General features: G+C 69.5%; 27 protein-coding genes and 1 pseudogene. 14 read left to right on the top strand and 14 right to left on the bottom strand.

Translation table 11 applies throughout. The features are described from left to right. Positions 1-282 precede the first annotated feature (282 nt). From OG452_RS35120 to OG452_RS35095, 6 genes are read right to left on the bottom strand one after another with little or no spacing between them, the layout of a single operon-like run. Complete coding sequence (locus tag OG452_RS35120; protein ID WP_327299907.1) at positions 283-1,731, bottom strand: ATP/GTP-binding protein; 1,449 nt, start codon at positions 1,729-1,731, stop codon at positions 283-285. An 11-nt stretch (positions 1,732-1,742) separates the two neighbouring features. After that, complete coding sequence (locus tag OG452_RS35115) at positions 1,743-3,257, bottom strand: SCO6880 family protein (protein WP_327299906.1); 1,515 nt, start codon at positions 3,255-3,257, stop codon at positions 1,743-1,745. Then, positions 3,241-4,632 carry a hypothetical protein gene (locus tag OG452_RS35110; RefSeq protein ID WP_327299905.1) on the bottom strand — a complete coding sequence of 464 codons (1,392 nt, stop codon included), beginning with the start codon at positions 4,630-4,632 and terminating at the stop codon, positions 3,241-3,243. Before OG452_RS35110 ends, OG452_RS35115 begins: the two co-directional genes overlap by 17 nt. A 3-nt stretch (positions 4,633-4,635) precedes the next feature. After that, complete coding sequence (locus OG452_RS35105) at positions 4,636-5,409, bottom strand: hypothetical protein (protein WP_327299904.1); 774 nt, start codon at positions 5,407-5,409, stop codon at positions 4,636-4,638. Further along, on the bottom strand, positions 5,409-5,711 hold the full coding sequence (locus OG452_RS35100) for a hypothetical protein (protein ID WP_327299903.1): 303 nt from the start codon (positions 5,709-5,711) through the stop codon (positions 5,409-5,411). The genes OG452_RS35105 and OG452_RS35100 overlap by 1 nt, the downstream gene beginning before the upstream one ends. Next, the gene (locus OG452_RS35095) at positions 5,704-6,180 is read right to left on the bottom strand and encodes a DUF6668 family protein (protein WP_327299902.1); all 477 of its coding nucleotides are present in this window, start codon (positions 6,178-6,180) and stop codon (positions 5,704-5,706) included. Before OG452_RS35095 ends, OG452_RS35100 begins: the two co-directional genes overlap by 8 nt. Before the next feature lie 367 nt (positions 6,181-6,547). On the opposite strand from OG452_RS35095, the gene OG452_RS35090 reads away from it, so the two are divergent. From OG452_RS35090 to OG452_RS35060, 7 genes are all read left to right on the top strand, one after another. Continuing rightward, a complete protein-coding gene (locus tag OG452_RS35090) occupies positions 6,548-7,495 on the top strand; it encodes a C40 family peptidase (protein ID WP_327299901.1) in 948 nt (315 codons plus the stop codon). Then, a complete protein-coding gene (locus tag OG452_RS35085; RefSeq protein ID WP_327299900.1) occupies positions 7,492-8,157 on the top strand; it encodes a hypothetical protein in 666 nt (221 codons plus the stop codon). The genes OG452_RS35090 and OG452_RS35085 overlap by 4 nt, the downstream gene beginning before the upstream one ends. Then, positions 8,154-9,131, top strand: coding sequence for a hypothetical protein (locus OG452_RS35080; protein ID WP_327299899.1), 978 nt, complete (start codon positions 8,154-8,156; stop codon positions 9,129-9,131). The genes OG452_RS35085 and OG452_RS35080 overlap by 4 nt, the downstream gene beginning before the upstream one ends. 940 nt (positions 9,132-10,071) lie before the next feature. After that, entirely contained in the window at positions 10,072-10,665 is a 594-nt protein-coding gene (locus OG452_RS35075; protein ID WP_327299898.1) for a hypothetical protein, read from the top strand. Between the two features lie 328 nt (positions 10,666-10,993). After that, a complete protein-coding gene (locus OG452_RS35070) occupies positions 10,994-11,356 on the top strand; it encodes a DUF6233 domain-containing protein (RefSeq protein WP_327299897.1) in 363 nt (120 codons plus the stop codon). A 63-nt stretch (positions 11,357-11,419) separates the two neighbouring features. Beyond that, positions 11,420-12,295, top strand: coding sequence for an ATP-dependent DNA ligase (locus OG452_RS35065; RefSeq protein WP_327299896.1), 876 nt, complete (start codon positions 11,420-11,422; stop codon positions 12,293-12,295). 201 nt (positions 12,296-12,496) lie between these two features. After that, positions 12,497-15,544 carry a Tn3 family transposase gene (locus OG452_RS35060; RefSeq protein WP_327299972.1) on the top strand — a complete coding sequence of 1,016 codons (3,048 nt, stop codon included), beginning with the start codon at positions 12,497-12,499 and terminating at the stop codon, positions 15,542-15,544. Between the two features lie 97 nt (positions 15,545-15,641). Here the strand turns inward: OG452_RS35060 and OG452_RS35055 are convergent, their stop codons facing one another. Next, the gene (locus tag OG452_RS35055) at positions 15,642-16,034 is read right to left on the bottom strand and encodes a DUF302 domain-containing protein (RefSeq protein WP_327299971.1); all 393 of its coding nucleotides are present in this window, start codon (positions 16,032-16,034) and stop codon (positions 15,642-15,644) included. Positions 16,035-16,214: 180 nt separating this feature from the next. Between OG452_RS35055 and OG452_RS35050 the strand changes: the two genes are divergently transcribed. From OG452_RS35050 to OG452_RS35035, 4 genes are all read left to right on the top strand, one after another. Then, positions 16,215-17,579 (top strand): MBL fold metallo-hydrolase, encoded by a 1,365-nt coding sequence (locus OG452_RS35050; protein ID WP_327299970.1) that lies wholly within the window; start codon positions 16,215-16,217, stop codon positions 17,577-17,579. Between the two features lie 36 nt (positions 17,580-17,615). After that, positions 17,616-17,981, top strand: a complete 366-nt coding sequence (locus OG452_RS35045; RefSeq protein WP_327299969.1) for a rhodanese-like domain-containing protein — start codon at positions 17,616-17,618, stop codon at positions 17,979-17,981. After that, a complete protein-coding gene (locus OG452_RS35040; RefSeq protein ID WP_327299968.1) occupies positions 17,978-18,721 on the top strand; it encodes a sulfite exporter TauE/SafE family protein in 744 nt (247 codons plus the stop codon). The genes OG452_RS35045 and OG452_RS35040 overlap by 4 nt, the downstream gene beginning before the upstream one ends. Positions 18,722-18,858: 137 nt before the next feature. Beyond that, positions 18,859-19,434 carry a rhodanese-like domain-containing protein gene (locus OG452_RS35035; protein WP_327299967.1) on the top strand — a complete coding sequence of 192 codons (576 nt, stop codon included), beginning with the start codon at positions 18,859-18,861 and terminating at the stop codon, positions 19,432-19,434. An 80-nt stretch (positions 19,435-19,514) separates the two neighbouring features. Here OG452_RS35035 and OG452_RS35030 read toward each other — a convergent pair whose 3' ends face one another. The 3 genes from OG452_RS35030 to OG452_RS35020 are packed head-to-tail and all read right to left on the bottom strand — an operon-like array spanning position 19,515 to position 21,668. Further along, on the bottom strand, positions 19,515-20,381 hold the full coding sequence (locus OG452_RS35030) for a cytochrome c biogenesis CcdA family protein (RefSeq protein ID WP_327299966.1): 867 nt from the start codon (positions 20,379-20,381) through the stop codon (positions 19,515-19,517). Next, positions 20,378-21,127 carry a DsbA family protein gene (locus tag OG452_RS35025; RefSeq protein WP_327299965.1) on the bottom strand — a complete coding sequence of 250 codons (750 nt, stop codon included), beginning with the start codon at positions 21,125-21,127 and terminating at the stop codon, positions 20,378-20,380. Before OG452_RS35025 ends, OG452_RS35030 begins: the two co-directional genes overlap by 4 nt. Before the next feature lie 46 nt (positions 21,128-21,173). Next, entirely contained in the window at positions 21,174-21,668 is a 495-nt protein-coding gene (locus OG452_RS35020; protein WP_327299964.1) for a hypothetical protein, read from the bottom strand. A gap of 533 nt (positions 21,669-22,201) precedes the next feature. Here OG452_RS35020 and OG452_RS35015 point away from each other — a divergent pair. Further along, positions 22,202-22,333, top strand: coding sequence for a hypothetical protein (locus OG452_RS35015; protein ID WP_327299963.1), 132 nt, complete (start codon positions 22,202-22,204; stop codon positions 22,331-22,333). Positions 22,334-22,347: 14 nt separating this feature from the next. Here OG452_RS35015 and OG452_RS35010 read toward each other — a convergent pair whose 3' ends face one another. After that, positions 22,348-22,629 carry a metal-sensitive transcriptional regulator gene (locus tag OG452_RS35010; RefSeq protein ID WP_033947068.1) on the bottom strand — a complete coding sequence of 94 codons (282 nt, stop codon included), beginning with the start codon at positions 22,627-22,629 and terminating at the stop codon, positions 22,348-22,350. 95 nt (positions 22,630-22,724) lie between these two features. Here OG452_RS35010 and OG452_RS35585 point away from each other — a divergent pair. After that, positions 22,725-22,808, top strand: a pseudogene (locus OG452_RS35585) (rhodanese-like domain-containing protein); the annotation flags it as partial. A 250-nt stretch (positions 22,809-23,058) separates the two neighbouring features. Further along, on the top strand, positions 23,059-24,066 hold the full coding sequence (locus OG452_RS35005; protein WP_327299962.1) for a recombinase family protein: 1,008 nt from the start codon (positions 23,059-23,061) through the stop codon (positions 24,064-24,066). 363 nt (positions 24,067-24,429) lie between these two features. Here OG452_RS35005 and OG452_RS35000 read toward each other — a convergent pair whose 3' ends face one another. The 3 genes from OG452_RS35000 to OG452_RS34990 form a co-directional block, all read right to left on the bottom strand. Continuing rightward, the gene (locus tag OG452_RS35000; protein ID WP_442810180.1) at positions 24,430-24,693 is read right to left on the bottom strand and encodes a hypothetical protein; all 264 of its coding nucleotides are present in this window, start codon (positions 24,691-24,693) and stop codon (positions 24,430-24,432) included. After that, a complete protein-coding gene (locus OG452_RS34995) occupies positions 24,690-24,926 on the bottom strand; it encodes a hypothetical protein (RefSeq protein ID WP_327299961.1) in 237 nt (78 codons plus the stop codon). The genes OG452_RS35000 and OG452_RS34995 overlap by 4 nt, the downstream gene beginning before the upstream one ends. A 108-nt stretch (positions 24,927-25,034) precedes the next feature. Next, the gene (locus tag OG452_RS34990; protein WP_327299960.1) at positions 25,035-26,258 is read right to left on the bottom strand and encodes a helix-turn-helix domain-containing protein; all 1,224 of its coding nucleotides are present in this window, start codon (positions 26,256-26,258) and stop codon (positions 25,035-25,037) included. Positions 26,259-26,266 lie beyond the last annotated feature (8 nt).

Genomic DNA, 26,266 nt, shown 5'->3' with positions numbered 1-26,266 from the left:
GGCCCCTTCGCCGTTCCCAATGCTGTCCCAGGTGTGAGGGTGGGCCATGTCGCTACCGCCGGTATCGCCCCGTCACCGTACGGCCCTGTGCCGTTGGTGGTGGGCTGGGTTTCGTCTGGGGCGGACCGCATTGTCGCCCAGGCACCAGCCGACATCACGATTGACCTCGACAAGGACGTCGTCGAGCGCAGCCCCCACCGCACGACGAAGGGCGCCCGCAGCCATTGGAGCTGGCTGCGGGCGCCCTTTCGACTGTACCGGCCGCGGTTGCACCCGCCGCAGTCAGTGCCACCGCTTATTGGTGTCGTTGACGCCTGCCTCAGCTGCGGTGAGGTCGACGTGCATGGTGATGCCGGGCCTCCCTCCGACCTTGATCAGGAAATTCCCGCGGCCAGGTGGCTCGACAGCGGCGTCAGAGGTGTCCCAGCCCGGAGGAGTCGACCACTCCGTCAGGCGCCGCTGCTCGACCGTGGAGAGGTCTACGACCTGCTGGAGCCGGGGCATTTCGTCCCGGGGCAGGCCCGCGCAGATGACCATGCCGGATCTCTCCACGAAGCCCGCAGCTTTCTGCCGGTCTTCCTCCAGGGGGAGGGCGAGCAGGTCACGCATCGAGTGGGTGATCATGGCCATTCCCACGCCACGCTGGCGGTTGAGGCGGGTCAGCGTGTCGACGCGCTCGACCAGGCCGGGCGATGCCCGCAGGACGCGCCACAGCTCATCGAGTACGAGGAAGTAGTGCCGCTCCGGTTCCAGCCCGGCGTCCGTGAGCGCCTGTGAGGCAGCGACCGCGCCGAACCCGTACGACCAGCAGGACATCAGGGCCGCCGCCTGGAGCTGCACCTCGGAGTCGTCGATGGACGAGATGTCGAACACCACCGGGCGGTCGAGCCGCATCGGCTCGCTGGTGGGGTGAGCGAACGTGTCGCCCAGGCGTCCCTGTCCCAGCAGTCCGGCCAGGGAGGACTCCAGGCGCTCCGTGATGTCCCGGTAGCGGGTCATGTCCCCACGGTCGAGCGCCGCGATACGTACGTCCTCGGGCGGTTCCTTGATGACCTGCAGCAGGTCCCCGAGGACGGGCACCCCGTCGTGGCGGTCGTCCAGGCAGTTCAGGGCAGCAGCGAGGATCGATTCCTCGCGGTCCGAGGGAGGTTCCCGCCGGAGGATGGTCAGGAGGGACGCCACCATCGTCAGGCGCCGCCCGCGCGCGTCGGCCAGCAGTGCCCGCCGCGCTTCTCCCGTCAGCCGGTCCGCGGCCGCCGTCGCCTGTCCGGGATCCAGAATGTTCAGGTAACCACGGCCCCGGCCCAGGGTGATGACCTGCCCGTCCAGCGCCCGGATGAGGTCCACGTAGTCGGGTTTGAGGTCGCCGAAAATCATGGGGAGCACGCCGTATCCGGCGAGGCCGAGAGCCATCCGCCGGACCAGGGTGGACTTGCCCAGCGCGGGCATTCCGAGCAGGAACACGCTGGGATTGCTGATCAATTTGGCCCGTTGGAACCACGAGATGGGATCACAGCAGACCGTGGCGCCGGAATGCAGATCGCGGCCGAGCGGCACCCCCTTGGTGGGAGTGCCGCTACCGGCTCCGAACGGCCAGAGTCCGCAGACCTGTACCGAGGTCCCGCGCCATTCGGGGGGTGCGTCGATGAACCGGTGAGCACCGCCGCCGGCACCAGCCCAACCACGCAGGCCGGGACGACGCCGCCGGGGTACCGAAGTCGTACGTGCCATCAGGTACTCCGTTACAGGTTGTCTCGGACCGAGCTGGGGATGGTCAGGTGCAGCGGCAGGACCAGGCCGATAGGCAGACACGCAGCGAAGGCCGCCGCTTGAGAACCGGTCACCACACGCAGCTTGATCCGGGCGGGTGCCGCCAGGTTGTCCACCGCAGCGCGTGCACGTGGGCCGGCCGCACGATCTGCGACAGTCGCCGTGACCAGCATGGAGAACCGCACGACGCCCGCACCCGCGGCTTCTTCCTGCGCGGTCTGATCGGCAGAGCGCACAGCAATGTCGTCCATGGCCTTGGCGATGTGCGACTGGTTGGCCTTCAACCGGGCGTTCTTCCGGTCCATTTCCACGATTCGGGCCGCTGCTGACGGGTCATGCGGCCGGTACAGGAGCGTGACCCGTTTGCGTGCGATATCCGGGTGGGGCACCAGGAGACCGGTCAGCACGGAGGAGAGGACCTCACCGCGGGGAGCCTCGCTCATCATCCACGTGACGCTGGTCGCGGTCTCGTGCCGGTAGTGATCCCACGCTTCCTCGGCCCCGGCCGGTCCGGCATCCGACCAGGTGAGTCCGCTCCCGCCGGTCGAGCGTGACTCCTCGACGAGCGTGGACACCGAGGGGTCGTACGCGATCCGTACCGCTTCGCTCAATTCCTCGGCCGACAGGGGCCGCGCGGCGCCGGCTCCCGTCATGGAGAGCCCCTCGGTCAGGCCCGGCAACCGGTTGCCGAGGTCTACCGCCATCTCGGCAACCGTTCGGCGCGGGTGCCCGTTGCGGGCAGCGCCGGAGTACGTGAGCGCGATGCGGGTGGAGATCTGCGCAGAACTCGCCGGGTACGACTCCAGGACTTCCGCCAGCATGTCCTTGGCCAACTGCGGGGCGTCCGGGTCCAGGTTGCTGTGGACCTCACCGCGGAGCCGGAGACCGCTGTCGGGTGCGGACTCAACGGTGACCGACGCCCCGACCAGTCCCGGCTCCGTGGCCAGGGAAGAGAGCCAGTGTCCCCAGTACGCCACCCAGATGTCGACCTGGTCCTGGTCTACGAGGGCGGCCCCGTCGGCGTCGCAGGTCAGCACCACCACGTGGTGACGGCTGTTGGGGTAGGTCAGCAGCCCGAAGGGACGCCCGTACGAGTCCTGAGCCTCCGACAGATCGGAGGAGGCAGCCAGGCCGGGCAGCTGGCATGAGCCCTGGTCCGTGCGGCCGAGCGGCCCCGACCGGTAGATGTGTGCCCCGCGCTTCACGGTCTGGCGCCATGCCAGCCGCGACGTCATCCGTACCAGCATGGTGCGTCCGTGCCTGTCCTTGAGTGCGAGCGGCGTCATGACCAGGGCGAGGACCACGGCGATCACGATGGCCAGCACGTAGCTGATCAGGGTGCAGAGCACCACGACGATCACCCCGCCCAGCAGCATCAGGCTCGTGACGAAGCCCAGCTGAGAGATGACCCCTGCCGTCGTCGGTCGCCGCCAGTTGCCGTAGGTCCGCGGGGCTGCCGGCCCCGCCCCCTCACCTGCTGCTGCCACTGGGTCCACCACCGTTCTTGTTCTGCTGCGAGGGACGTGTCGGCTGTTGTGCGGGCCGGGCCGGTTGAGAACCACCGGGGCCGGGGCCGTTGGGGGTGGAGCCGGCGCCGGATGAGCGAGCCGGAGGCACCCCGCCGGAGGGCCGGTTCGCCGGGCCGGATGTGCCGGACGTGGGTGCGGTGCCCCCGCTCTGACCGGGCGGTGTACCACCGTTGGGGCCGGCGGAGGGCTGGGAGGGTGCGCCACCGTTCGGCGGAGTGCCGCCCGGAGGCTTCCCGCCGCCGGATCCGCCGCCCGGCGGAGAAGTGGGGCCGCCGCCGGCGGGCTTGGCTCCGCTGGCACTGGAGGCGCCCTTGGCCGCACCCTTGGCCGCGAGACTGGCGCCGCCGCTCTTGATGGCGATGGCGCCGGTTGCCACGCGGGACGCCATACCCCCACCACCGCCGCCACCACCGATACCGGCGAGGCCGCCCCCGCCCACATTGTCGATGACCGGCGCAATGAACTTCATGAGCGCGGGCAGGGTGAACGCGGACATGATCAGCAGAGCCACCCCGTACAGCTGTGGCATCAGGTCCTTGGAGTCGTTGGTCTGGAATTGGCTGAACGCTGTGGCGTAGATGATCGCGGCGGCAGGTTTGTAGCAGATGAACGCCAGCAGCCACCCCACCGACTTCTTCCACCAGGCTTGGCCCTGCTCCGATCCGGACGCCGCTGCAGCCATCGGGAGAGTCCCCACCAGGACGAACAGCAGTGACTGCCGGACGATCACGCTGAACAGCTGGATGAGCCCGGACAGCGACATGAGAATCGCGATGATCAGCGAGACCGACAGCTGGTCCACGTTCTTCAGCGTCGACATCTCCAGCAGCTTGTTGCTGAACGCCTCGATGCAGGCATGGGTGGCGGAGTCTCCGGGGCAGCCAATGGACCTGTTCACGATCCAGTTCGAGAACAGATCACCGCCCTTGGTCAGCAGGTTGACCGCGGCGACCGCCGTGGAGGTCGCCACCACCAGGCGGACCATGCCTTTCGCAGCCTCTTGCGCCGGTTCGGTCCGCCGGGTCCAGGCCATCTTCCCGGCCGCCACGAGCAGGCACAGGACCGCCAGCCACGTCGTGATGGCGAACGTGCTGCTGAGCAGGAACGCGAGCGGCCCCGAGTCCTTGTTGAGGGTCGGTGTATCGGCGCTCAGCCAGCCCAGCGCCAGCTCCCGGACCATCCACACCGCCCCCTCCTGGAACGAGTGGACGATGGACTCCCAGGCGCTCGACGCGGCGTCCTTCACCGCACCGGTCGCGCCGTCCTTCGCCTCGCAGGCCGGGGGCCGGCCCAGGGCCGACAGATTGTCATCCCAGAAATCGCACCAGCCCATGGCCTACAGCCCTCCCCACGTCACGTAGCCGGACAGGTCCGGCACTGACTTCTGCGGGGCCGCCACGGCGGGAATCTCGTACAGCCAGTCCCCCTTGGTGCTGTCCCAGTGCAGGGTCACCGTGGAGACCTGCAGGGCACTGTCCGCCGACGATCCGGAGAACTTCGTGACGAGTTGGAGGACCGCAATGTCCTTGCTGTACGTGACGAACTGGAATCCGGCGAACTGGCCCAGCTCACCGGGGACCGGAGCGACCGGGGTGTGCTCCTTCTCGTATTTGGCCCGCTGCTTGATCAGTCCTGCCTGGCCGTCCCCGTAGGTCTGCTTCTTGATCACGGTTTGCCAGTCGGACGCGACGGTGTAGCGGATGGAGATCTGCGCGGCCGCGAAGAGAGCGCCGGTTGGTGTGTGCGCGTAGCAGCGCGCGACGTCACCGTTCACGACCGCGGGCCCGGAGGCTTTGCTGGAGGGGACCGCCACGGTGCGGAAGAGCGCCCAGTTCGCGGGCGGAGCCGTACGCGGGATCTCCTGCCCCGTATCGGTGAGTTCCGGGCAGGCGCCCTTCCCCGTGCTCGCCGAGGCGGAGGGCGAAGACGTCGGTGCGGAAGGCCCCGCCTCTCCCTTGGAGGAACCGCCACCGCTCTTGATGACGACGAGGACTCCGAGGACGAGCAGCACGGCGAGGAACAGCGCGCTCATCTGCCACCAGCGCGAGGCCCAGGGGCTGGTGACGTCGTCCTGGTCCTGCTCTGCTCGGTTGTCTGCCTCGCGCGCCATCAGGTGAGCGCGGTGACGATGCCGGAGGCGGACGCAGCCAGGACGCAGGCAAAGAGCACCTTGCCCAGGCCGCCCATGTGTTCGCGGCCTTCGCCGTTGTTGTGCGCGATGGCCATCTTCCCGGCGACCGTCAGAATGCCGGCGACGCACGCGATCGTGACGATGACGAATACCCAGTGAAGGATGACCAGGAGCTTGTCCATGCCGGGTGGGTTGCCGCCGCCTTTGGACGGGTCCGGCACGGCGAGCAGGTGTGTGGAGTGCGTGGCAGCGTCGCCCAGCGCGATGAGCAGATCAGACATGAATCCCCGATTCGGTGAGTGCAAGCAGTTCCCGGGCCAGCCCCTTTGCCAGCTCCGGGGGTACAGCAGAGGCCGGCGGTTCGCCGAGCCTCCAGGTCTCCATCCAGGGCACCGTCCACAAGCGCGGCACCCCGCCGGACACCAGCCGCCGCAGATCACGCAGCGGTGCGGGCAGCCGCCCCGGAGCATCGGCGACGACCACCAGGCCCAGCAGCTCGACACCGGGCAGCGTGCCGGACGCCCACTGACGGGCCGCCACCTGTGCGGCCTGCAGCCCGCTTGCCGTCGACCGGGCCACGAGCACCACACGGTGCTGCGGGCCGCCCGCCGTGGCCATCGGCCAGTACCGGCCCGCTTCCGCCCCTCCAGGTACAGCCGCGCACAGCGACGTCGCGCCCGCCCCGCCGTGGCATCCCAGCCACCACCAACGGGCCGCGCCAGCAGGCGCAGTTGCAACGGGCAGCCCCATCGGCGGTGCGGTGACCCCGGGTTGAGGCCCGCTGACCGCCGGCTCGTACGCGGCGACCGGCTGGGAGTGCGTCTCCGGCCGGGCCGGATCTGCTACCGCATTCGGCAGCCAGTGATTGACTGGAGCCCCATCAGACACGGTTGTTCCCCCTAAACCATCCGCAGGAAAAGCAATTGTGCCAGACGGTTATTTTCCTGGCACGTTCCGTCAACTCCCGTAAGCTGGAGCAAATTACGGGGGGGTTGGCCTGCATGACAGATAACAGCTGCGGCGTCCGAAAAGTGGCGTACCGGGGGGTGCGATGAGTAGTCCGCTCCGTGGCGGACCGGCCGCCTTCCTCGCGGCCGGCGCAGCATTCGCCGCCCTGGTGGCGCTTGCCATCGTCGGGGGTGCAACCAGTGACGATGCCGACTCCGGTGGAACCTCGTTGTTCCTGAAACGTCAGCTTGTTCCGGCCGAGTACCGGGATTGGGTGGTGAAAGCCGGGACCACGTGTACTGACGTCTCGTCACCGCTGATTGCCGCGCAGATCGAGGCCGAATCGAATTGGGGCGCCCACCGGACGTCACCCGCCGGAGCCCAGGGGATTTCCCAGTTCATGCCCGGTACCTGGAAAACCTGGGGTGTCGACGCGGACAACAGCGGAACGGCCGACGTATTCAGCGCCCCTGACGCGATCATGACCCAGGCCCGGTACGACTGCTGGCTCGCCAAAAAGGTCCGCAGCTACAAGATCGAGAACGCTGACGTCACGCGGCTGATGCTCGCCGCGTACAACGCAGGCCCTGATGCGGTGCGGGCGGCCCACGGGATGCCGCCGTTCCCCGAGACGCAGCAGTACGTCGACCGCATCACCAAGTTGATCAGCAAGTACGCCGAGGGTGAGCAGGGCAGTGCGTTCGGGTCCCAGGTGGTGGCCGCGGCCGAGCGCTGGATGGGGACCCCCTACTCGTGGGGTGGGGGCTCAGTCGACGGACCCTCATACGGGGTGGCCCAAGGCGCCTCGATCAAGGGCTTCGACTGCTCCAGCCTGGTACAGAACGCCGTCTATCACGCCTCCCACGGGTCCATCCTCCTGCCGCGTACCAGCCAGGCACAGGCCACCCAGGGCAAGGCCATCAGCAAGAAGGACATTCAGGTTGGCGACGTCATTGCTTTCGCCCTGAACGGGCCGGGCGACTACGACCACATCGGGATTTACATCGGGAACGGGATGATGGTCCACGCTCCGAGGACCGGGCAGGACGTCCGCACCGCATCTCTGACCGATGCCTACTACGCCAGCAAGCCCCAGAAAATCAGGAGGTTCGGATGACCACGCGCGGCCCGCTCATTCGCATCGCGACCACTGCCGGGGCCGTCTGCCTGCTGGCCGGTGGCTGCAGCTCCGGCGGGGGAATCCTGGGCACGGACAACGCGGACCACTCCACCGCGGCCCCCACGACACCGGCCCCCACGGGCGCCGGCCCCTACTCGGATCCGCCGAACGCCAGCCCTGCAGAGCCTCTTCCCACCCGCTCGGCCAGCCAGCCGACGGGCGGGATCCCCTCCCCCGGCTCGGTCACGCAGACGGATGCCACCGCCGTCAGCAAGGGCGCCATCACCGCGCTGATGACCTACGACACCACGGTGGACACCTCCCGCTACCAGGCCGCCGCCCGTACCGCAGACGCCGGATGGTGCACCGCCACCTACGCCGCCCAACTCCGTGCGGGCAAGCCCCGCTCGGCGCCCGGCAGTGAGTGGGACACCTGGACCGCGCACCACGCGTACACCGCCGTCGACATGATGAAGTCCGCGGACGCCGGGATCCCGCCGGACACCGGCACCACCGCCTACCGGCAGTGGGCCGTGACCGTCACCGTGACCGGCCGCGACAACTGGCGAGGCGCCCCCGAGACATACACCGCCTACGCCTCACTCACCCGCGCGGCCGCGGGAGCACCGTGGCGCGTCAGCGCCCTCTCACTCCAGTGAACGAAGGAACGAACAACACCGTGGCCACCACCCCGCCGGTACCCGCCTGGCCCCTCTACCGGCTGCTCGCGGACGAGTCCGGCGCTGTCACCATCACCGGCCCGGCCGCCCCGGACAGCACGTATCCCACCCGGGGCGCAGCGACCGATGCCGTGGCCCTGACCGCCTCGCGGCTCCAGCCCCCACGCCCGGTCAGGGCCGAGGCGATCGATACGGACGGCACGGTGTGGCCACTGATCATCAGCCCGGACCGCACCATCGAAGCCGGCCAGCCTGTACGGGCCAAAACCCCACGGCGGAAGAAGACACCGCCAGCTCCGGCAGCCGCTTTGCCAGCTCAGCAGCAGGCCGACCAGGCGCCGCCCGCTCCCGTGCAGTCCAACCTCCAGCGGCTGCTCGCCCAGGCCGCCAAGAAGCAGGACCAGGCCCAACCCCAGCCCCCCGTACAACGGCCCGCCGCCCGAGCCCGGAGACAGTCAGCGCCTGTTCCCCAGCAGCTGGCCGAAGCTCCTCGGGAACAGGCGCCCACCCTCCTGACGATCCAGCGGTACGCGGATGCTGGTGACCTCTCCCGCGCCTACCAGCTCGCCCAGGCACACGACGACGGGGTGGCCGCCATCCACGGCCCCAGCCACAGCGAGGCACTCGACGCCCGCACCCTGCGCGCCGATCTCGCCGCCGCACTCGGCGACAACGCCGGCGCCATCGTGCTGTACCGGGACGTAGCCGACCGCCGAATGCGTACCGGCAACGCCGTGGTGGCTACCCAGATCGCAGACCGGGCCCATACCCTCTGGCTCCAGATCGCTGACATCGCCTCCGCAGCGACCATCGGAGTCAGCATCGTGCGGATGCGCGCAGACATCGCCGCAGACGACAGGTACCACCACGCCTACCAGTACCAGGCGCATCTCCAGGCCCTGCTCGCCCAAGGCCACACCACACTGGCCTTGCAGAACGTCCCGACCATGTAGGCAGGGGAGCGCTGCGCGGGGGGTCGGTAGCTCCTCGGCCCCGGGGGGCCTGTGGTGCCCCGCCGGGGCGGCTGGTCAACGTCGGCGGCCGTCGGTCCGTCGTGGTCTTGGAGAAGGGATTTGTGGCTGATCTAGTCGGTGGTGCGGGTGGCCACCGACCGCAGTCGTGCGTCTTACGCCCTCGACGGCATCCGGGCCCCGATCACCGTGCCCCTGCTGTCACGACTTCCCGGACCTGGCCAGTAGAACTAAGAACACAACGCCGAGACAGCTGATCACCTTCGGGTACCGCAGGACCAGCACCAGAGGGAATCGCCAACCCTTGTACTGCCTCAAGGACGGCCGCTCACGCTGACGTCGGGCCTCGCGGATCCCCTTCTTAACACCGCGTGCGATGGAGCGCTCATCCACAGCTGTCCCTTTCCCCCAGTTTGTCCGTGACGCCAATGAGACGACGGTTGACGATCTCACGCCCACACCCGGACCCTCTCGCCGAACAGCTCGGGGAACTCCGGAACCCGCGATCCGCGTGGATCGCCGCCCGGTTGATCAGTCGGGAGAGCCGCCTCTGGGCTGTCCGTACCCGGCGTGGCCACCGGCGGCCGTCGGTCGTCTCCAGCTCTGAGTGATGCCAGCGTTCGGTGGACCAGGTCCAGGAGATGGCAGTTGCTGACGATCGATGGCCTGGGGTTTTCCACAGGGCTAACACCGTTCAGCCGTAAGCCGGAAGAATGGTGGCCATGGACCAGGGGGAACACAGGACGGGCATGGCCGTACCATCGGCACAGGAGAGCAGTTTCGCCCGGACCGCCCCGGCTCCTCCGGCGGACGCGGATCAACAATCCGCCGCAGCAACAGAGTTAGCACCTGCATCCTGTCCGCGAGCGTCTACGCGGCAGCAAGGGGTGACAGGTCGCCGCTGTACGAGGAGCCCACACGCATGACGCCGAGCGTCGACACTCTTTCCGCATGGTCCGACGAGTCCTTCCAGGAGAGGGACTCGGCCGGCTTCTACATCATTGCTGCCGCAGTGATCGAGCCCGCCGTGATCGACAAGGCCCGCGAGGCAATGCTCCAGAGACGAGGCCGGCGGCAGACGACCAAGTCCCATTGGACGGAGATGGACGACCGCGAGCGTCGACTTGCGGCCGACGCAGTCGCGACTCTTGGCGGCCTACACGTCGTGGCTGTCGGTTCGCCGGTACCCGTACGCCGACAGGAGCGCGCGCGGAGGGCGTGCCTGTCCGAGCTTGTTACCCAACTTCATGGCTTCCGGGTCGGGCATCTCTATATGGAGGCCCGAGAGCCCCAGCTCAACGCCAGGGACATCGCCACTCTGCAGCACGCTCGCCGCTACGCGCTGCCCAAGGGGACGGACTTTCGTATCGATCACGTCCCAGGGGGGACGGAGCCGTTGCTTTGGATTGCGGACATTGTCGCGGGCGCATGTCGTGCTGAGCAGCTGGGCAGAGCGGCGTACAGAGAGGCGCTCGGAGATGTGGTGCTTGACTTCGAGGTGAGCACCCGCTGCTGAGCGGTTACCTGCCGCGGGCGGGCACCCGAGGCTGCACGGAAGGCACCCAGAAATGCGCCGAGCCAGGCTCCCGGTCTGCCCCAGGTCACCTGGCTCCACTTCTGACAGCCCACGGCCGCCAGCTATGTGCCCAGTGTGCCACGGCCCAGGCTGTTTGGCACGTGGCGCGTCAAGAGTGCCCATACGGTCACCGGGGGGTCTGCTTTGGCCCGAACCTTTGGGAGTACCGGGTGGCTGTCTCCGCGACGACCGGCGCGGATCCGGTAGGTGCACTCGCGGGACAGGCCAGCCACCTCCCGGATCTGCAGGCTTGGATAGAATCGAACCTATGTCCGATCGTTCTGCCGCAGAGCGGCTCTACGCCCTCCAGTGCATGGAGCAGGTGCAACTTGAGGACCTGGAGCGCACCCGCCAGTGGATCGCGACCATGAAGCGCAAGGCGCAGGAAGAGCAGTACGCGAAGGAGCGGGCCGAGCAGCCGCGACCAGAGTGGGTGGCGCAGCGCGGCGTCGGAACCGGGCCGCCCACCATCCACACGACGCTCGGGGATCCAGAAGCGTGCTGGGATGCAGAGGTGGACTACGCCCGGGTGCGGCCGATCAGCCGGGAGCAGGCGCTGCGCGCGTTGACGGAGGAGGGTGCGCAGGCATGTATCCAGTGCCGCCCGGACACGGTGCTCGGGCTTCCCTGAGGGCGGCCGCCGGGGATCACCGGCCGGACTGCTGAGGGCGTCGATCGGGTGGACCCTGGAGGGATGGACAGTGCGTCGCTCAAGGTGGGCTTGGCGCAGGCCATGGCCTCTCTTCCAGAGGGCCCGAACTGGGCATATGAGCCGAAATTTGATGGTGACCGGACGACGGTGCAGCGTGGTCAGCACACGGTGACGCTGCGATCGAGGGCCGGCCGGGTGGTGAATGCGTCCTGGCCTGATCTGGTGGCAGCGGCCATGCGCCTCCCCGAGGGGGTACTCCTCGACGGTGAGGTGTGCGTGTGGCGCAATGGGCGGCTCGACTTCGGGGCGGTGCGCAGTAGAGCTTCGAGCACCAGCATCCGCGCCCGGCAGCTCGCCAAATCCATGCCCGCCAGCTTCGCGGCGTGGGACGTCCTCGCGCATCCTGACCACGGAGACGATCTACGGAATTGGCCGTACTCGGAGCGTCGGCGGATTCTCGTGGATCTGCTCACCCCGCTCGGCCCACCCTTGCAGCCGGTGCCGATGACAACGGACATCACAGAGGCCAGGATCTGGTTCGAGGTGCTTCCCGAGCAGGGCCTGGAGGGACTCGTCGCGAAACGGCTGGACGGCCCGTACCCGCGTCGGCGCTCCGGCGGATGGCAGAAAATCCGGCACGCGGACACCGTGAATGCCCGGATCGTCGGCTATACCGGGCCGGTATCCCGGCCCACGCACCTCGTGGTGGAGCTCCCGGACGGGCGGGTGGCGCTCACCCGCTCCCTCACCGCGGCGCTCCGGGCACAAGTGGCCCCCGCTCTGCGGGACTCCGGACCCGGCCGGGCGGCGCGGACGAGGTCCGGAGAGCGGTACACCACCTGTGGCCGCGGCCCCGTAGTGGAAGTGGAGGCCGGAACCACCCGGCACAGCACGGTGACAGCCACGCGTGTCCGGTGAAAGCCGGTGGTCAGACCAGCCGGGCGCAACTGAGCGGGATGACGCCGCCGCGGCCCTGTTCTCCCGAAGCTGCCGCGAAGTGACAAGTAGCTCTCTGTAGCGGATCTGGGGTGCGCTTGTCAGCGTTTTCGATCTTCTGGGCTCATCGGGGGCCGTGCTCGGCGACGTTGGTCCGGTCATGACGACCAGAAGGAGCCCGTGGTGCGCCAGGAGTGGGAGCCGGAGGACCTGATCGAGGTCTGGACGCTGCTGGAGGAGGATCAGGACCGGCTGCGGAACAAGTCGGGGGCGAACCGGTTGGGGTTCGCGCTGTTGCTGAAGTTCTTCGAGGTGGAGGCCCGGTTCCCGGACGACGCTGGGGAGATCCCGGCGCCGGCGGTGTCGTACGTCGCCCAGCAGGTGAAGGTGCCCGCTGAGGAGTGGGCCGCGTACGACTGGGCGGGGCGGGCGATCAAGCGGCACCGGGTGGAGATCCGGGGCGCGTTCGGCTTCCGCGAGTGCACGGAGGGGGACCAGGCCCAGCACGCCGAGTGGCTGGCGGTGGAGCTGTGCGGGGTGGAGCTGTCGAGGGACCGGCTGGCGGAGGCCGTAATGGCCCGTTGCCGCAAGGACAGGCTGGAGCCGCCGACGCCGGGGCGTATCGCCCGCCTGGTGGGGTCGGCGGTCAGCACCTTCGAGGAACGGTTCTGCGCGGCCACGGTGGGCCGGCTGTCCGCGGCGACCCGGTCGCGGCTGGATGATCTGATCGCCGATGACGCCGACGCGAGCGAGGAAAGCACGGGCGGCGGGGGCACGTTCTTCACCGAGTTGAAGGCCGACCCGGGCGCGCTGGGGCTGGACAGCCTTCTGGCGGAGGTGAACAAGCTCCAGCGGGTGCGCGCGCTGGAGCTGCCGCCGGAGCTGTTCGGGGACGTGTCGGAGAAGCTGGTGGCCGCCTGGCGGGCGCGGGCGTCGAAGGAGTACCCCTCGGATCTGCGGGCGGCGGGCGGCCCGGTGCGCTACACGCTGCTGTCCGCGCTGTGCCATGTGCGCCAGACGGAGATCACCGACTCGCTGGTGGAGCTGTTCATCCAGCTCGTGCAGAAGATCAACACGCGGGCGGAGAAGAAGGTCGAGGGCGAGTTCAACAAGGAGATGAAGCGGGTCCGCGGCAAGGAGGGCATCTTGCTGCGGCTGGCGGAGGCGGCGGTCGCCGAGCCGGGCGGTACGGTCCGCAAGGTGATCTATCCGGTGGCCGGGGAGTCCACGCTGAAGGCCCTGGCGGCGGAGGCCGCGGCGAACGAGGCCCGCTACCGGGCCCGGGTGCGGACGGTGCTGCGCTCGTCGTACTCCAACCACTGGCGGCGGATGCTCTCGCCGCTGCTGAACGCGTTGGAGATGAAGTGCAACAACACCGCCTACCGGCCGGTGATGGACGCCATTGACCTGCTCAAGCGGTACCTGGACCAGCCCATCGCCAAGGAGGGCGCGTTCTTCGACGAGGCGGAGAAGATCCCGCTGGCGGGGGTGGTGCGCGAGGAGTGGCGCAAGGCGGTGGTGGACGAGCGCGGCCGGGTGGAGCGCATCCCGTACGAGCTGTGCGTGCTCGTGGCGCTGCGGGACGCGCTGCGTCGGCGGGAGATCTGGGTGCCGGGCGCGAACCGGTGGCAGAACCCGGAGGACGATCTGCCACCGGACTTCGAGGACAACCGCGATGTGCACTACGACGCGATCCGCCAGCCGCAGGACCCGGAGAAGTTCATCGGGGCCCTTCAGAAGAGGCTGCGGGAGGCCCTGACCCGCTTCGACACGGCGCTGGAGGTGGGCACCACGGGCGGGGTGGAGATCGTGCGCCGGCACGGCGAGCCGTGGATCAAGGTCTCGCCGTTGGGCAAGCAGGAGGAGCCGGAGAACCTCGTCGCGCTGAAGGCGGAGATCGAACGCCGCTGGGGCACCATCGACCTGATCGACATCCTCAAGGAGGCGGAGTTCGCCACCGGCTTCACGTCCGAGTTCACCTCGGTCGCCACCCGCGAGGCGGTACCGAAGGCGGTGCTGCGGCGCCGGCTGCTGCTGGTGCTGTTCGCCCTGGGGACGAACATGGGCATCAAGCGGGTCGCGGTCACCGGCAAGCACGGCGAGAGCGAGGCCGTGCTGCGGCGGGTGCGGCACCTGTTCGTCAACCGGGCCAACCTGCGCTCCGCGCTGGTGCGGCTGGTCAACTCCACCTTCACCGCCCGCGACGCCGCGTGGTGGGGCGAGGGCACCGCCTGCGCGAGCGACTCCAAGAAGTTCGGCTCCTGGTCCAGCAACTTCATGACCGAGTGGCACCAGCGCTACCGCGGCCCCGGGGTGATGATCTACTGGCACGTCGAGAAGAAGTCGCTGTGCGTCTACAGCCAGCTCAAGTCCTGCTCGGCCTCCGAGGTCGCCGCGATGATCGAGGGCGTGCTGCGGCACTGCACGGACGTGGAGATCGACCGGCAGTACACCGACACGCACGGCGCGTCCATCGTCGGGTTCGCCTTCGCCCACATGCTCGGCTTCAACCTGCTGCCCAGGCTGAAGAACGTCGGGTCCGCGCGGCTGTACCGGCCGACGGCCGGAGAGGACGAGAAGTGGCCGCACCTGGCGCCGGTGCTGTCGGCCAAGACAATCGACTGGGACCTGATCCGCCAGCAGTACGACCAGATCGTGAAGTACACCACCGCCCTGCGGCTGGGCACCGCCGAGGCCGAGCAGGTCCTGCGCCGCTTCACCCGTGGCGGGCCCAAGCACCCCACGTACCGGGCGATCGAGGAACTGGGCCGCGCGGTCCGCACGGCGTTCATCTGCGACTACCTCGCGGATGCGGACCTGCGGCGCGAGATCAACGACGGGCTCCAGGTCGTGGAGAACTGGAACAGTGCCAACCACGACCTGTTCTACGGCAAGGACGGCGACCTGACCGGCTCCGACAAGGAGTCCCAGGAGGTCTCCATGCTCGCCCTGCACCTGCTCCAGTCCGCGCTGGTGCACGTCAACACCCTGCTGCTTCAGGACATCCTGAGCGAGGAGAAGTGGCAGAAGCGGCTCACCGACGCCGACCGGCGGGCCCTGTCGCCGCTGTTCTGGACCCACGTCAATCCCTACGGCCGGTTCGAGCTGGACATGAACTCCCACCTCGACCTCGCCGCCGCCGCGGCGGCCTCGGTGCCCGGCCCCCGCACCGCGCCCGAGGCGGAAACCGCACCGTCGGCAGCGGCCGGGGCGGCCGGATCGGCACCCTGAAAACCCGCGGGCCGGCCGGCTTCCGGCCGACCAGATGGAAGCCGGCAGATGTACCAGGGGCGTGCCGGGGTCGGCCAGATGCCGAACGGGGGAGAGGTCAGGTGGCGGCCAGGGCGCTGAGCGCGGCGTCGAGTCGGGCGGTGGCTTCGTCGGCGACGGGCTTGAGGGTGTCGAGGCCGGTGAGGGTGACCATGGTGCCGGGGTCGAGGGCTTGGACGAGCGTGGTGTCGCCGTCGCGGCGTACGACGACGTTGCAGGGCAGGAGCAGGCCGATGCTGCGGTCGGCTTCCAGGGCCTGGTGGGCGAGTGGCGGGTTGCAGGCGCCGAGGATCAGGTAGTCCTCCATGCCGTGGCCGAGCTTGGCTTTCAGGGTGGCCTTGACGTCGATCTCGGTGAGGATGCCGAAGCCCTGGTCGGCCAGGGCGTTGCGTACGGCGGTGACGGCGGTGTCGAAGTCGGCGTCGAGGCGGACGGTGCGGTCGTAGGGCACGGGTACTCCCGGATAGTGCGGAACGGCTGATTCCTCTATACCCCGCCGGGTACCCGAAAGGCGCCAGGCGATGCCTTGAACGGGCGCGTTCTCGCCCATGGAATACCCCCCCAGGTATAGCTGTTATGGTGAGCGTCAGATACCCCCCGGGGTACACCGTTCGAGAGGGAGATGTGAGTCGTGTTCTTCGTTGACACCCTGGAGTTCGAGGGCCTGGGCAACCGCAGTTACCTGGCTGGCGGACCCAGTGCCGCGGTGGTCATCGACCCGCCGCGCGACATCGACCAGGTCATCGCCGCAGCGGCCCGCCGCGGGGTGCGCATCGCTTTCGTGGCCGAGACCCATGTGCACAACGACTACGTCACCGGCGGCCTGGAGCTGGCCCGCGTCACCGGCGCCTCCTACCTGGTGCCGGCCGGGGCGCACGTGGCCTTCGCCCGCACCCCCGTCGCCGACGGCGACACGGTGACGGTGGACGAGGGCCTGGTGCTGCGCGCGATCGCCACCCCGGGGCACACCCCGCACCACACCTCCTACGCCCTTGCCGAGGGCGGCCGCGGGGTGGCGGCGTTCACCGGCGGCTCCCTGCTGATCGGCACCGTGGGCCGCCCCGACCTGGTCGAACCGAGGCTGACCGAGCAGCTGGCCCGCGCCCAGCACGCCTCCGCCCACCGGCTGGCCGACGAGCTGGACGACGAGGTGCCGGTACTGCCCACCCACGGGTTCGGCAGCTTCTGCTCCTCATCCCAGGCCGAGGGGGACGCGACCACGATCGGCAAGGAGCGCGAGACCAACGACGCGCTGACCCTGGACGTGGACACCTTCGTCACCCAGATACTCGCCGGGCTGGAGGACGTGCCCGCCTACTACGCGCACATGGGCCCGGCCAACGCCGCGGGCCCCGCGCCGGTCGACCTCACCCCGCCCAGGCGTGCGGACGCCGAGGAGATCGCCTCCCGGCTGGCCGCGGGTGAGTGGGTGGTGGACCTGCGCAGCCGCATGGCCTTCGCCGAGGGACACGTGGCCGGCTCGTTCAACTTCGAGGGCGAGGGCAAGCTCGCCACCTACCTGGCCTGGCTGATCCCGTGGGGCAAGCCCGTCATCCTGCTCGCCGACACCCCGGAGCAGATCACCGACGCGCAGCGGGAGCTGGCGCGGGTGGGCATCGACCGCCCGGCCGCCGCCGCCACCGGCGACCCGGCCGACTGGGTCCGTGAGGGCGAACAGCTCGCCTCCTTCCCCCGAGCCCGCTTCGCCGACCTCGCCGATGTCCGCAAGCGCGGCGACGGAGTGGTCGTCCTGGACGTGCGCCGGGATTCCGAGCGCGCGGGCGGTTACATCGACGGCTCGGTCCACATCCCGATCCACGAGCTGCACGGCCGCATCGGCGAAGTACCTCCCGGGACGGTGTGGGTGCACTGCGCCGGCGGGATGCGCGCGGCGATCGCCGCCTCCCTGCTGGATGCCGCCGGTCGCGAGGTGGTCGCCGTCGACGACGGCTTCGACGCTGCGGCGGATGCCGGGCTGTCCCTGACCTCCGGCTGAATTCCGACCGTTCCCCCGCAAGGAAGGAAGCGTGTGATGTTCCTCTTTCGCCGAAACGGGCCCCGCGTCACGGTCGACGAGGCACGCAGCCGTACCAGCGGTCCTCAGCCCGACGCGGTCCTGCTGGACGTCCGTGAGAAGCCCGAATGGACTGCGGGCCACGCCCCGGGCGCCGTCCACGTACCGCTGACGAAACTGGTCGCCGGCGCGACCCTGCCCGCCGAAGCTGAGGGCCGGCCGCTGGTGGTGATCTGCCGCAGCGGTCACCGCTCCCAGCAGGCGGCGAAGCTCCTCACCGAGCGCGGAGCGCAGGCGGTGGACGTCGAGGGCGGCATGAACGCGTGGGCCGCCGCCGGGCACCCGGTCGTCGACGAACGCGGGAACAGCGGCCAGATCACGTGACCGTACTCGTTCTCGCCCTCATCGCCGGGGCCGTCATCGGTCTCGCCCTCGGAGCCCTCGGCGGCGGTGGCAGCGTCCTTGCCGTACCGGCGCTGATCTACCTGCTCGGCTTCACCCCGGCCGCCGCCACCACCGCCAGTCTGATCATCGTCACCGCCACCTCCGCCACCGCCCTGTACGCCCACACCCGCGACGGGAACGTGGCATGGAAGACAGGGGCCCTGTTCGCCGCGGCGGGCATCGTCCCCGCCTTCCTTGCCGGCGCTGTCGCCGGGCGCCTGCCCGAAGCGGTACTGACGGCGGCGTTCGCGGTCATCGCCGCGCTGGCGGCCCTGCGTATGCTGCGTCCGTCCGCCTCCGAGCCGCCGGACCGGATCCGTCCCGGCAAGGCGGCCGGTGCCGGTGCCGGACTCGGCGCCGTGACGGGCTTTCTCGGGGTCGGCGGGGGATTCCTCGCCGTGCCCGCTCTGACGGGCGTCCTGGGACTGACCATGCGGCGGGCGGTGGGCACCAGCCTGCTCGTCATCACGGTGAACTCCCTGGCCGCGCTCGCCGCGCGCACCGGCACCACCGGCGGGCTCCACTGGGAGATCATCGGCCCCTTCACCGGAGCCGCGATCCTCGGCGCCTGGGACGGCAAACGCCTCGCGACGAAGATCTCCGGCACCACCCTTCAAAAGATCTTCGCCGGTGTCCTGCTCGCGGTAGCGGCCTTCATGCTCATCGACGTGATCGTCTGACCACGAGGGCCGCCACCGGCTCAGACCAGGGACCGGGAAAGCTTCTCCAGCCGGCCGCACACCTCAGGACCGCCGTCAGCCCGGCTCCCCGTCAGCTCAGGTCCCACCACAACTTTCGAACCGTAAGGACATCTGCCATGACCACTCCCACGGCCCTCGCCACCGACGAGGCGCGCACCCGCCTGCAGGAACTGACCGTCATCGACGTGCGCACCCCGGGCGAATACGCCGGCGGTCACCTCCCCGGCGCGCTCAACATCCCCCTCGACCAGATCCAGCGCGCGCTGCCCGACATCCGGCACGCCACCGACCGCGGCGACGTCCTGGTCGTCTGCGCCTCAGGCGCCCGCTCCGAGAACGCCTGCAAGATCCTCGCGGAGAACGGCATCACCGCCGCGACCCTGTCGGGAGGCACCGGCGCCTGGGCGGCCGACGGCCACGAGCTCCACCGCCCCCAGGGCGCCTCCCGTGCCACCTGGGGCATGGAGCGGCAAGTGAGGCTCACCGCAGGAGCGATCGTGCTGCTCGGCCTGCTGCTCGGACTCGTCATCCACCCCGCCTTCCAGCTCATTTCCGCCGGCATCGCGGGCGGTCTGGTCTTCTCCGCCCTGACCAACACCTGCGGCATGGCCGCCATGCTCGCCAAGCTCCCCCACAACCGTCCCCGCGCCGCCGACCTCGACAACACGCTGGCCGCACTGCGCAACCGCTGAACCACACGAAAAGGGGGGGAGGGATCCGGAGCCGGATCCCTTCCCTCTTTCGCATGCCAGGGCACAAGGCCAAAGGCCCGTTACCCGTGCACAGCCGGCTCCTCTTCCGGCGACGGCTGCGGATCTGGCCTTCTCACCGGCCGGAGCAGCACCAGCAGTGCGGCCAGCGCCGCCACTGCGGCCAGGACCAACAGCACCAGCCGGTCCGACACCGCCGCGCCGAGGTCGGACAACCGCTCTTCCAGGGCGAACTCGGCGTCGGTGCTCAACACCGACGGCAGCGCGGACGTGCCGTCGAAGGCCAGGAAGGCCACGCCGAGCGCGATGAACAGCGCGCCGCCGACCAGCGAGGTGCTGTGCAGGGCCACCGGCCCCACCCGGAAGACCCTGCCCCGCAGCCAGCGCTTGCGGCCCAGATCGAAGCGATCCCACAACAACGCCAGCACGAACATCGGCACCGCCATCCCCAGGGCGTAGACGGCCAGGAGCTCCCCGCCGTGCAGGGGGTCACCGTCCAGGGCCGCCACGGTCAGGATGGAGCCGAGGATCGGCCCCGCACAGAAACCCGCCAGCCCGTACACCGCGCCCAGCGCGAACACCGACAGTGCCGAGCCCGAACGGCGCCCGCCCGCGGCCTGCGCCATCCGGCGCGAACCGAAGCCCACTCCGGCGATCTGGGCCACGCCCAGGGCGATGACCGTCCATCCGCCCGCTGTCACCAGGGTGTCCCGATGGCCGTAGAAGAGGCGGCTGGCGAACGAGCCGGCCACGCCGAGCGGCACGAGTGTCGTGCACAGGCCCAGGTAGAACAGGCCGGTGCGCGCCATCAGCCGGGTGCGGCTGGTGAAGGAGTAGGCGAAGAAGGCCGGCAGCAGCAGTGCGCTGCACGGACTGAGCAGAGCCAGCAGACCGCCGAGGAAGGCAACTGCCAGTCCGGCCTCGCTCATCGCCCGGCCGCCTTCGCCGCGGCCTCGACGGCTTCCTTGAAGGTGGCCGTGGGCTGAGCCCCCAGGATCGGCCGGCCGTTGATCAAAAACGCCGGAGTGCTGGTCACACCGAGGTTGTAGCCCTCCTCCTGGTCCCTCTGCACGGCGCTTCGGGCCTTGTCGGATGCCATGTCCGCCCGGAACCGCTCGATGTCGGTGATTTTGGCCTCACGGGCCATGGCGATGAGATTCTCGGCGCTGAACTCACCGGCGTTGCGTTCACGCGGCTTGCTGTAGGCGACGTCGTGGAACTCCCAGAACTTTTTCTGCTGCCCGGCTGCCCAGCCGGCCAGCGCGGCCTGCTCGGACTCCTCGCCGAAGACGGGGAAGTTGCGCCATTCGATACGCAGGATGCCCTTGTCCACGTACGAGCGCAGCAGTTCGGGCTCGGTCTTGCGGGCGAACTGGCCGCAGAACGGGCACTGGAAGTCGGAGTACTCGATCAGCACCACCGGGGCGTCCGCCCGCCCGACGGCCAGGGCGTCGGAGGGATCGCGGCGGGCAAGGGCGAGCAGGCTCTCGTCGGCGGGCGCCGGGGCGGCGGACTCGGTGACAACCGCGGACTGGCCCGCGGCCTCGTTGTGGTTTTCGGAGCCGTCCAGCGTAAGGGCGAAAGCTCCGGTCACCGCGGCCGCGGCGAGGACCGCCGCGGCCGCGATGGTGCGCCTGCGGGCGCGGCGGGAAGAAGACGGTGTGGATGCAGTCATGGAACACCTCAGACATGAGGGAGAAGGGGCAGAACCGGGCCGCAGATCAGGCAGAAGCCGTGACCGGGCAAGCGGTCTGCAAGGACAGGCGGCGCAGTGCGGCTTCCGCCAGCAGCCCCGCCGACACGAGGGCAAGCAGCGGCTGCAGAGGAGCCCAGTAACTCAAGGCTCCGGAAGCTCCAAGAAGCACAAGAACGAGCTTGTTGCAGACCGGGCAGCCGACGGCGAAGAAGGACAGCACGCCACCAGCCGCTCCCAGACGGCCGCCGTCGCGGGTCTTGGGCGCCGAAGGAACAGAGGGCCGGCGCACATAGGTGCTCAGGACGATGCCGGCCAGTACGGCCGTGACGACCAGGGCCGGGTAGTTCCACCACTGCACGGGTACCGACCGGCCAAACAGCGGATTGGGCACCACGTCGGTGGGTGCGCCGACCACGACCGCTGTGGCCAGGGCACCGAGGCCCGCCACAGTCCACTGCCGGGTCCGCCAAGCGCGCAGTGCTGCACCCGCCCGACTCCATGAGCGCGGGGAAGAAGACATGCCGAAAAGCTCCGTTCCAAGGATTCAGGGACACGACCAACAGGCCGGTCTAAATCCGCAGAACGGAGTGAAGCGTCGTTGGCGGCGGCGGAGCCGGGCCGCCCGACAGCATCCCACAGTGCTGTGACAGGGGCGGCGCAGGGGCGGTGTGAAGCGCTGCGGGACCGGGGCACGAAGCCGTCGACGACACACTCTCTGCCCGCTGCGCGCTGTGATCGGCGATCACCTTCTTGCCGCACGGCGCCGCTGTCCCACCGGGCCCCTCAGCGGCGATAGGCGCATGCACCTGCTGCGCGACGGACGGGGGCGTGCCCGGCCCGCCACGCTCTGCGTGCCCAAAGACGCACAGCAGCGCCACCACGGCCACAAGCAGAGCCAGCGCACCACGAAAACCGGCGTGTGCCGGCCTCTGTGCTGCTGCTCGCTTCATCACCGTTCCCGCATCCGCTCGGAGACACGGCCACCATAAGGGCACACGCTATGTTCCCTCTCCCTCGCCCGGCGGAGACTTCCTCGCCATCGCCGCAGCCACCGTGCCGGCATCCGAGATGCAGGCCGCCGTCGCCACCAGCCTGCCGGTCAGCCCGGCGGACTCCCCGCCATCGTGCTGCTGGCTGAGCCGCCTCATGCTGATCGGCACCCCACCCGACCAGCCGGACGCGTGATCGGGTGCCACGGCTCAGGCCAGAGAAAGGAACAGCTTCTCCAGCCGGGCCCGCATCTGCTCCCGGTCACCGGAGGCAGCCATGTCCGCATCGGTCAGGCAGTGCTGCAGTCCCGTGGCGATGATCGCGAAACCCGCCTTGTCCAGAGCCCGGGACGCCGCCGCGAGCTGCGTGACCACCTCTTCGCAGTCCCGCCCCTCCTCGATCATCTTGATCACACCGGCGATCTGGCCCTGCGCCCGGCGCAGCCGGTTGACCACCGTCTTCAGTTCCTCAGCCGCCATCGCCAGTTCCACAACCCACACTCCTTCGAGATACCCCCTTGGGTATCCTACCGAAGGGGTAACCCCAACCAGGCAAAGGAAAATCCCCGCGGCTCCCACTACCACCCGCCCTCACTGCCGATCAGGCCAACACCCGCCTGCACGAGCTGACCGTCATCGACGTACGCACTCGGGGTCCGAGCAGGAGCGGACCAGGAAACCGGTCCTACTGTCAGAAGTTTTGACACTGCCGGACTGAGCCCGGCTGTTCTTCGGCTGGGCGAGCGGGCTTCGGCCGCGTGTGCGGCGATGATCGCTTCTCAGAAACGGTCCTCTGCGCGAGCAAGATCAATCACGGGTCGCCGAACCCCCACCGGACCCGGATTCGTTCTCGGAACCCGTTCTCACTCAAAAGCGGGACGGGCCCCCTTCTGAGACTTGCTTTGTGCGAAAATCCGGGCCGTGACGGACCCTCAGCAGCCCTCCCCGGCCGACCGGTCGGACGCCGACGACGTCGAGCAGCACACCTGTCCGAAGTGCGGCGCGCAGCCCGGCTCGCCGTGCCGCTCGCGCGGCGGCGCGGTCGCCTCCGCCTACCACACCCGCCGCTTCACCACGGTGCCCCGGCTGAAGAAGGCGCTGCGGGTGCCGACCCCCGCCGACCGCGGACCGGGCCGGCCGTGGCGGCCGGGCACCCCGCCGCCGGCGCCGATCGACCCGGACCTGCCGAGCGCGGACATCCGCATCGGGTACGCGAGATGCTCGACCCTCGGGCAGGAACTCGACTCCCAGCTCGACGCGCTCAGCAAGCACGGCATCCCCCGCGACAAGATCTTCAGCGAGAAGATCAGCACCCGCGTCCGCGTCCGCCCGAAGTTCGAGGAGGCACTGCGGACCGCACGGGAGGTCAAAGCGCACGCCCCGCACTGCCGGGTCATCTTCACCGTCTACGAGATGAAGCGGCTCGGCCGGGACGCCGCCGAGCTGACAGCACTCGCCGACCACCTCACCGCGCACGGCCTGGTACTGGAGATGCTGGCCGGACCCCTGCCCGGCATCTACGACCCCACCGGTCCGGGGAAGCTGCTCTTCGCGTTCTTCGCCGCGATGGCAGAGACCGAGCGGGAGAACATCCGGGAGTCGACCCTGGAAGGGCTCGACACCGCGGCACGCAAGGGCAAGTACGGCGGCCGGCCGCCAGTCATCACCGAGGACATGCTGCACACCGTGCTCCGCAGGCGGGCGAACGGCGAGTCCGTCGAGCAGATCCAGCCCGACCTGATCATCCCCACCGGCAAGCGCAAAGGGCAGAGCCCGTCCGTCGCCAGCATCTACCGTGCACTCGCCGAGCACGAGAAACGGGCGGCGTACCCGGAAGCGGTCGAACAGGCCCGCGCCGACTTCGCCGCCCTCACCGGCGGCGAGGTTCCTGAACCTCGCACAGAAGTCAAGGCCCTAACAACACGCTGAGTTACTTGTCACTTCGCGGCAGCTTCGGGAGAACAGGGCCGCCGCGACCGCACCGCGCAGGGTGGAGTACGGGCGAGCCCCTGCCGGGCCTACCCGGGCAGGGGCTCGCGACGCCTTGTGCCCCACGGGGGGAGGGCACAAGGCGGGTCTACTTGGGCCGCTCGACGTTGAGTCGGGCGCCGGCGCTGACTCGGAGGGCGCTGCCGTCCCTGAATCGAAAGAGCAGGGTCAGCCCCCCTATGGCGGAGGCCGTCGAGGAAGGGGCGCCTTGCACTGTGTGAGTGGTCCCGTCGTCCAGGTGGACGATGTCCCCCGAGCGTACGGTCGCGGCGACGCGTGGGGAGCTGGCCACGGCGCCGGCGCTCACGGGGTGGTGACCCGGAGTTCGGGCACCGAGTCGGCGGCTGCGTTGATGACCTCCGCCAGACGCGTGGCCGTTCCGGCGTTGCACCCGCCCAGCTCGACCCGCCCGCTTCCGTTCACCGGAAACCCGGCCTGCAGCGACGGAATGACGATGCCGACCCGGGCAAGCGCCTCTTTGAGACCCGCCACGGCCACGTCTCCCGCCCGCAGGGCTTGCAGGTCCAGCTTGCCGCGCTGGGCCAGTTCCTTTGCTGTCATCGTCACCGCTCTACCTCCGCCGTCTTGTACAGGCTGGTCAGTGGGATCTCCCACTCCAGGCCGCCGCTGGAGTCCTCCCGCCGCAGGAATGCAACCCGCTCAGTGCTCCTGCCGGACTCCCGGTCGCTGTAGACGACCAGCGCGGCCAACTTCCACCGCAGTTCGTTCCGGTCGCGGAAAACCCTTTTCTGTAGATCAGCAGGCAATTCGTCTGCTTCGAAGTACTCCAGTTCCGCCATGAAGCGACCGTAAAGTGACCTGATACGCAGTCAGGGGACAGTCTGTCCCTCCGGTTGGAGGGGGACAGACTGTCCCCGTTGCCGTCCCCCGTGCGGAGGATGAGCAGGTCAGGCAGCGACGCCGATGTCCTCGGCGAGCTGGTGGGCGGTGTAGGAGAGCGCGCCGGTCGACGTCCGGTCCAGGTCCACCGCGAGCGCCCGGCCCGAGGGCACGTACCGCACTGCCTCGGGTGAGGTGTCGTACGCGAGGCGCAGGTACTGCAGCGCGCTCGCCTTCTCCTTACGGACGTGTTCAGCCTTGGCCGCGTCCAGGAACAGCCGAGACCGGCGCTCGACGGAGGGGATCGAGGCCGGGTCCGTGTCCGCCAGCTGCTGCAGCGCGATCCCTGGCGTGCGCAGGTCTGCGCCGATGGTTACCGCGTGCACGGTCACGTTGCCCGTACCGAACATGGTCCACGGGTGCGTGTACCGGCCCAGCTTGGTCGCGGTCCGGTCAGCCTCCCCGTGCCAGCGCCAGGCGTCACCGTCCCGGCCGTCTTGCGCCGCTGTCACCGCGGCGTGCAGGCACAGCGAGCCGAACATTCCGCGCAGACGGTCTGAGCCGCCCTCCAGCTGGGGGCGGAGGGTGTCGGCCGCGTCGGCGACCATGCACAGGGCCTCTTCGGTGTGGCCGGCCACCCGCAGCCCGTTGCCGACGATCCAGGCTGCTGAGGCGAGGGCGACCGGATCGTCCGCCTGCTCGGCCGCCATCCGGGCCCGGTCCACGATCACCCAGTACAGCTCTGGCTCCACCAAGTGGGCCGCGTACTGCTGCGCGAGGGCGTACGTCTCCGACAGGATCACCGAGGCCCTGCGCTTCTCCGGGCCCTCAGCCGCACGCACCGTCGCATGCCCGGCCGCGATCAGCCCCGGCAGTACAGACGCGGTTGCCGTGCGCTGGTCCCTGGCCCGGTGCCAGACGTCCCACGCCTGCCGAACCCGGCCTGAGAGCTCTCCGACGTCCTCAGGTGTGCCGGCCGCAGCGAACAGGGGTGCGTGAACCGCCGAGCGGAGCCCGGCGACTCCGGGGTGGCTCACTCGTCCGCCATCGAGAATCGGCACAGACACGTCCGCGCGAGTCAACTCGTTGACGTCCCGACAGCCCAGCACCCGGGCAAGACGCACGATCATCGCCAGCGAGCGCACCGTGCGGTCGCCACGCTCAACCTTTTTCACCCAGTCCGAACTCCGGGCCACCAGGCCGCCCAACACCTCCCGGGACAGCCCCTGGTGCTCCCGGCGGCCCCGCAGCAGCTCACCGTCGACCGTCATCTGCGTGTTCTCATCAGGCATTTGAGCCC

It is taken from the genome of Streptomyces sp. NBC_01197 (genome assembly GCF_036010505.1).
Lineage (GTDB): Bacteria > Actinomycetota > Actinomycetes > Streptomycetales > Streptomycetaceae > Streptomyces.
Note: the sequence above shows the minus strand (reverse complement) of the source record. Positions and strands in the feature narration are given on the sequence as shown.